Annotated in this window: 7 protein-coding genes and 1 rRNA gene; 2 read left to right on the top strand and 6 right to left on the bottom strand. The window is 54.3% G+C overall.

Annotated elements, in window-relative coordinates; genetic code table 11:
- From ACFSR7_RS21485 to ACFSR7_RS21475, 3 genes are all read right to left on the bottom strand, one after another.
- A 16S ribosomal RNA gene (locus tag ACFSR7_RS21485) occupies positions 1 to 211 on the bottom strand; the annotation flags it as partial.
- Positions 212 to 552: 341 nt separating this feature from the next.
- Positions 553 to 777 (bottom strand): hypothetical protein, encoded by a 225-nt coding sequence (locus ACFSR7_RS21480; RefSeq protein ID WP_217597906.1) that lies wholly within the window; start codon positions 775 to 777, stop codon positions 553 to 555.
- 114 nt (positions 778 to 891) lie between these two features.
- Complete coding sequence (locus ACFSR7_RS21475) at positions 892 to 1,500, bottom strand: stage II sporulation protein M (RefSeq protein ID WP_378165107.1); 609 nt, start codon at positions 1,498 to 1,500, stop codon at positions 892 to 894.
- A 120-nt stretch (positions 1,501 to 1,620) separates the two neighbouring features.
- On the opposite strand from ACFSR7_RS21475, the gene pdaB reads away from it, so the two are divergent.
- The gene (gene pdaB / locus ACFSR7_RS21470) at positions 1,621 to 2,406 is read left to right on the top strand and encodes a polysaccharide deacetylase family sporulation protein PdaB (protein ID WP_378165105.1); all 786 of its coding nucleotides are present in this window, start codon (positions 1,621 to 1,623) and stop codon (positions 2,404 to 2,406) included.
- A gap of 14 nt (positions 2,407 to 2,420) precedes the next feature.
- Here the strand turns inward: pdaB and ACFSR7_RS21465 are convergent, their stop codons facing one another.
- Positions 2,421 to 3,044, bottom strand: coding sequence for a KinB-signaling pathway activation protein (locus ACFSR7_RS21465; RefSeq protein ID WP_378165103.1), 624 nt, complete (start codon positions 3,042 to 3,044; stop codon positions 2,421 to 2,423).
- Positions 3,045 to 3,176: 132 nt separating this feature from the next.
- Between ACFSR7_RS21465 and gerD the strand changes: the two genes are divergently transcribed.
- Positions 3,177 to 3,866, top strand: a complete 690-nt coding sequence (gene gerD / locus ACFSR7_RS21460) for a spore germination lipoprotein GerD (RefSeq protein ID WP_378165101.1) — start codon at positions 3,177 to 3,179, stop codon at positions 3,864 to 3,866.
- Between the two features lie 56 nt (positions 3,867 to 3,922).
- Here gerD and ACFSR7_RS21455 read toward each other — a convergent pair whose 3' ends face one another.
- Positions 3,923 to 5,047, bottom strand: a complete 1,125-nt coding sequence (locus tag ACFSR7_RS21455; protein WP_378165099.1) for a P-loop NTPase — start codon at positions 5,045 to 5,047, stop codon at positions 3,923 to 3,925.
- A 112-nt stretch (positions 5,048 to 5,159) separates the two neighbouring features.
- Positions 5,160 to 5,966: an N-acetylmuramoyl-L-alanine amidase CwlD gene (gene cwlD, locus ACFSR7_RS21450; protein ID WP_378165097.1), complete on the bottom strand. Its 807-nt coding sequence runs from the start codon at positions 5,964 to 5,966 to the stop codon at positions 5,160 to 5,162.
- Positions 5,967 to 6,025: the final 59 nt, after the last annotated feature.

Here is a 6,025-nt window from a genome sequence, read left to right as displayed (position 1 = left end):
TCAACAAGATCATGCGACCTCGTTGCCTATCCGGTCTTAGCATTCGTTTCCGAATGTTATCCCGGTCTTCAGGGCAGGTTGCCTACGTGTTACTCACCCGTCCGCCGCTAACCAAGTTCAGAAGCAAGCTTCTAAACAAGATCCGCTCGACTTGCATGTATTAGGCACGCCGCCAGCGTTCGTCCTGAGCCAGGATCAAACTCTCCATAAAGGTAAGCTTGACTTGCTCATTTCATTGCTGGTATAACTTTTGCTTCCACCCCGAAAGGCTTCAGCGTCCGTTTGTTTTAACGCTCGATGTTCAGTTTTCAAGGAGCAATCTCGTTCGTCGCTTGCAATATTTCCTCGCAATGGCGACTTTTATAATATATCACAGCGAGCCCAGACATTGCAACTTGTAAGATTTGTAAATCCTCATCTTCTTCTTCGCTGCAGTGCTTGTCCGCTCTCCCCTTCAGGAGGGGCGTTAGATAATTTATCACATTACGTCGTATATCGTCAACCTTTTTATTCCACTTTTTTCTATCTTTTATAACTGCGTATTACGGCGCTTCAGGAGCGTTGATTGCGAAGCCCCGAAGCGTATCTCGAGAGCTCTCTGGGCGCCGCAATTCTCGCATACATTCTAAAAATCGTCTTGTAGCGTTTAAAGATCGCTTCCTTCACCGGGCCTTCCATTCTCCGGTCGCCCAGATCGAGCAGCATCTCGTCAAGTTCCTTGCGGAGCATATAATCCAGCTCTCTGCATTCCTTATCGGTGAACATCATTCCCAGCATCCTACGGTTGGCCTCCTGTGCAATCCCAGCATCGCGTTGCGGCAATCCGCCTTTAAGCGTTTTACTGTTATGCACCAATTCAGCCTGAATTATGACAGGGGACGCTGTAAAAAATCAGGACTTCACGAGATACAGCGTCAGCGTGCTCTCGATGACCGCCGCCACGAGAAGCAATAGCGCTACAACGGCATAGATCGCTACCGAGCCTTTCATCGCTTCGGCGAATCTTGCCCAAGGCTTGGTTTTGCCCGTCAAAGAACGTCCGATCCCCTGCATCAAACGAACGCCGAGCAGAATGCCGTATGCGCAAGCGAGAAAAATAGCCGGAAGCTCCAGAATGCCATGCGGCAGTATCCCCCGCACGATTACCGACCAAAGATTTGCGCCTTCATTCGCCATTTGTCCGAACAAATACCCCATTACGAGTCCGTTTACCCCCAGCGTAAATAAGGGCATGATGCACGCCGCAATGCCGAGGTACATCGCGAACGCTGTAGCTACGAGATTGTTTACGAGAATGAGCCAGAACATCGAAAGGCTTACATTGTCCGATGCATTAGCCTTCTTCGCAATGTCGCTTATGCTTTGAAGCTGCTTATCCAGCCAAGCGATGTCTCCATTCGACATGGCACCGGCGAACAGGCCGGCAAAAAAAATGACGGCTGCCGCCCAGAAGTAAGGCTTGACGTCCGTCCACGCTTGCCGAAGCATTTTTTTGATCAAATCGAATCTCCCCTTCGCTCCCTTATCATAACTTGCTATGGGTCAAGCATACATTGCAATTAGAACAAGCTGTAGCGTCCAAGCCTTATTCTAACTTCTAATCGAGAGGGGATCGGAATCATGAATTACTTTTACGTATGGAGCGGCCGCCGCATCAAGCGGTACTTCTTCCTCACGCTCGCCGTACTGCTGTCTGCGGGGGTGATCTGGACGGAAAGGGATAACATCACCGTATTCGCCCCGCATCCGCCGGCCGCCGTATATAGCGTACCGACGGACCGCAAGATTGTCGCGCTGACCTTCGATATCAGCTGGGGCGATAAAAGAGCGCAGCCGATTTTGGACATTCTAAAAGAGAAGAACGTGAAGAACGTAACGTTTTTCCTGTCTTCGCCCTGGAGCAAGACGCATCCGGACATCGTCCAGAACATCGTGGACGGCGGCTACGAGATCGGCAGCCATGGTCATAAGCATGTGAACTACAGCCAATTGAGCGACGATGAAATTCGCAAACAGATCCAGACCGCCCATGGGATGCTCTCCGATCAAACCGGTAAAAGCCCGAACCTGATCCGAATGCCGAACGGCGACTTCGACAAACGGGTATTAAGAATCGCTGAAGACTTGAACTACAAGGTCATTCAGTGGGATACAGACTCGCTTGATTGGAAAAATCCCGGTGTAAACGCAATCGTGCAACGCGTCGTAACCAAGGCTCACCCAGGGGATATTATTTTGCTGCATGCGAGCGACTCTTGCCTGCAGACGCATGAAGCGCTGCCGCAAATTATCGATCAGCTCCGCGCCAAAGGCTATGAATTCGTAACCGTGTCCCAATTAATGAGTCAAACGGACACCAAAGGGCAAAGCGTCCAGGACAAGCAGACATGGAACCAAGTCGCTTGATTGCCGATGAAGCGCTAGTGGCTGCCCGCTTCGGCCTCAAGCTTCTGCGCCGCGCGCGGAACGCTTAAAATATGGTGCAAGCGCAAAATCTGATAAGCGTTGCACACGAAAATCGGAACGAGCGTAAACGTCAGCTGCGTCCAAAGCCCGCCTGACCGAAATCCGGGCAAGCCTTCGATCGTCGTTACGGCGATCATGAAAAACAAAGTCGGAATCCAGGCGCCGGCCGTCGTCTCCTTCACCTTGCGCCAGGCGACTGCAAGCGCACCGACCAACAGCAGCAGCGGCACGATCCAAAAAGCGGCGGGCGGAAACTCGCTATCGTGCGTCCAGTAAACAATCTCCGCCAGCACAAATAACGCGACAAAGCCTTGAAGCGCTACCCACAGGTACGGACGCTTGATAATGCTTCGGGCAATGTAATTGAGCATCAGGTACGCAAAAAAGCCCATATGCGCAAACGCGCCGAACGAAAGGCCTGCCAGCGCCATCATAATCACGTTAAACGTCCAGCCTTTTGCGCCTCCGATTTGAAAGTTCGGATCGCATACCATCATGATCACGCCGGTAATCAAAGCGGCCCCGCCGCCGATGAGAATCGTCGTGCCGAACAAGGTCATCCATTTGCGCAAATTCAATTGTATTCCTCCCCCGTCAGTACAAAAACATTTTACCATGTCCGTCCCAAAAAGCCATGAAGTCTTCCTTATAATCGACCCGCCGAAGTCGCATACTACGATCAAATTCCCGGAAAGGGTGATGATCGCATTATGCGGCTTCGCTTGTGGTGGACCGGCCTTGCCCTGACGGCCGTCATCCTGCTCTCTTCCTGCGGTCCGGAATCCAGCGCCAGCAGCGAGCAGATGAGCTATAAAGACGTCAAATCGATGGTGATCGACATCCTGGGCTCCCAGGAAGCGCAAGAAGCACTGAACAAAGCATCGACGGAAAAGTACGGAACCAGCTCGCTGCACGCGCAATCCTTGACCCCCTCCGACCAAGAACAGATTCGGACGGCCGTAAAGGACGTGCTGACCTCTTCCAATTATTCGAAGGTGCTTCGCGAAATCATGACCGACACGAAGTTCGCGGGCGAGTTTGCCAAGGCTGTCAGCAAGGACAACAAGCAAATCCATAAGGATTTGCTCAAGGATCCGACTTATCAGCAAGAACTCGGGAATGTGTTTAAAACCGGGGACATGAAAACCGTGCTATTCGAAACGACCAAGACGGCCGAATATCGGAAGCAGATGATGAGCGCCGTCGGCGAAGCGATCCAGAATCCGGTGTTCAAGCTGGAGCTCATGAAGATCTTGCAAGATGTCGTGAAGGAAGAGCTTACGCCGAAGCCCGAGCAATCTAAAGGCGAGTCCGGGAGCGGCGGCGGCGAAAGCGGAGGTCAAAGCGGCGGTGAAAGCGGCGGCGACCAGCAATCCGGCGGCGGCAGTGGCGGGCAATAGCGAAGAAAAAGAAAACAACCGTCGGTGCATGAGCGCCGGCGGTTGTTTTGTCCGTCTTATTTGCCGCAGCGGGCGATGACTTCATCCGCGAGCGCGAGATATTCTCGACCTGTCGGATGGTCCGCCTTGTATACGGAAGGGGAATAGTCGGGCTCCGAAGGGTGATTATCTGGTGCTCCCAGGGGAAATTGAGTGAGCAGCGACGTACGGAGCGTGTCGGCCAGCATGCCGCCGCCTCCTCTTCCGAACACGTAATCCCGCTCACCGTTTTTTTCGTACCAAGCCATGTTCTCGACAACGCCGAGGATCTCGTGCTCGGTCTTGATCGCCATCGCGCCGGCCCGCGCAGCGACGAAAGCAGCGGTCGCATGAGGCGTCGTCACGATGATCTCTTTGCTCTTGGGCAGCATCTGATGCACGTCCAGCGCGATGTCGCCCGTGCCCGGCGGCAGGTCAAGCAGCAGGTAATCGAGCTCGCCCCAAGCGATATCGGCAAAAAAGTTGCGCAGCATCCTGCCGAGCATCGGGCCGCGCCAGACAATCGGGCTGTTGTCTTCGACAAAGAAGCCCATCGAGATGACCTTGACGCCGAACCGCTCGATCGGCATAATTTTGTCGCCGACCTGCTCCGGCCGTTCTTCAATCCCCATCATGTCCGGCACGCTAAAACCGTAAATATCGCCATCGATCAATCCGACTCGCTTGCCGCGTCGTGCCAGCGCGACAGCCAGATTCACCGTCACCGTGGACTTGCCTACGCCGCCCTTGCCGCTCGCAATCGCGATCGATACAACCTCGCTGTCGGGACTAAGCAGCGGATGTTGTTCCATGCCTGCGCTGTGTCCTTTGACCGGCGCAGCCTCTTTCTTCGTTCCGGCCGCTGCCGCAGCCTCGGCTTGCCCGCCTTCGCGGCGCGATTGCGCTTCACTCTGCTCATGCTCCGTCATCGGCCGAATCCGCACATGAGGCTTGCCCGCATGGATGGCGGTCAATGCCATCACGATCTCGGATTCAAGTCGTGACGCAGTAGCGATGCTGTCCGGATGGAGCACGGCCGTCAGCGAGATCCCAGTGTCGCGGACGACGATGTCTCTAAGCAATCCCAAACGAGCAAGAGGCTGCTTCAAGGTTGGCTCTTCAAGCCCCTTTAGCGCCTCGATCACTTCTTCTCTCGTTGCCATTCGCGTTTCCAACCTCCAACCGTTGCGCGTTATCTTGAGTGTCTATTATAGCACAATCGCACCAGGCGAATGTGTATCGGACAGGCGACCGGCAAAGTCTCCAAGTCGGTAGCTAATGGATCGCTTGGGGAGCTGCGGATTTTCCCTCTCCTTCTACGTACCGGAGTATGCCTCTATAGAGGGCTGCCGCTACTTTCGTTTGATATCCCTCGCCCGCGAGCAGCCGCGATTCGCCTGGATTGGACAGAAATCCGACCTCGACGAGTGCCGTCGGCATCTTTAACGCTTTCAACAGGTAAACGTTATCCTTGGTAAGCGCTACGCGGTTCGTATTGCCCACAGACTCCCGGATCTCGGCTTGCACCAGTGTCGCGAGCCGTCCGCCCTCCGTGTTGGATGGGAAATAAAACGTCTGAGCGCCGGACCATTTGGCCGAAGGTACACTGTTCATATGAATCGTTAGCGCGATGTCCGGACGTTTGCCGGTTATGAATGCGGTCCGGTTGAGCAAGTCCTGGGTTTTGCGTTTGGAATATCCCTTAACGCCCGAATCCGCCAGATCATGATCGCCCTCGCGCGTTAAATAGACGATGGCTCCCGCCTGTTGCAAGTAATCGCGCAGCTGCAGCACGAGCGCCATATTGATATCTTTTTCGATCACGCCGTCGCGGCTCACCGCGCCTCCGTCCACGCCGCCGTGTCCCGCATCCAGTACGATCGTTTTTCCTGTGAGCGGCGTCTTTAGATAGCCCTGACCGCCAGTCTCCAGCGCGGGGATCTCCGCCCATAGCAAAATGCTGAGAAGCGCGACAAGCCCTGCCACGGCCGCGAGACGGACCGCTCCCTTGCGGGTGATCCAAACGATGATTCTTTTTGAATGCTTGCTGCCCGAATGACGCTGCCGCTCGTTCTGCCGCATAATAAAAACCACCCTGTCCATTTGATGTACGCTACATCTTATGGGACAGGGTGGTTATT

The organism is Cohnella sp. GCM10020058 (assembly GCF_042683485.1).
Lineage (GTDB): Bacteria > Bacillota > Bacilli > Paenibacillales > Paenibacillaceae > Cohnella.
Note: the sequence above shows the minus strand (reverse complement) of the source record. Positions and strands in the feature narration are given on the sequence as shown.

Coding starts and splice junctions, on each gene's coding strand:
- ACFSR7_RS21480 (WP_217597906.1), bottom strand. CDS start 777: ATGCTGGGAATGATGTTCACCGATAAGGAATGCAGAGAGCTGGATTAT.
- pdaB (WP_378165105.1), top strand. CDS start 1,621: ATGAATTACTTTTACGTATGGAGCGGCCGCCGCATCAAGCGGTACTTC.
- gerD (WP_378165101.1), top strand. CDS start 3,177: ATGCGGCTTCGCTTGTGGTGGACCGGCCTTGCCCTGACGGCCGTCATC.
- ACFSR7_RS21455 (WP_378165099.1), bottom strand. CDS start 5,047: ATGGCAACGAGAGAAGAAGTGATCGAGGCGCTAAAGGGGCTTGAAGAG.
- cwlD (WP_378165097.1), bottom strand. CDS start 5,966: ATGCGGCAGAACGAGCGGCAGCGTCATTCGGGCAGCAAGCATTCAAAA.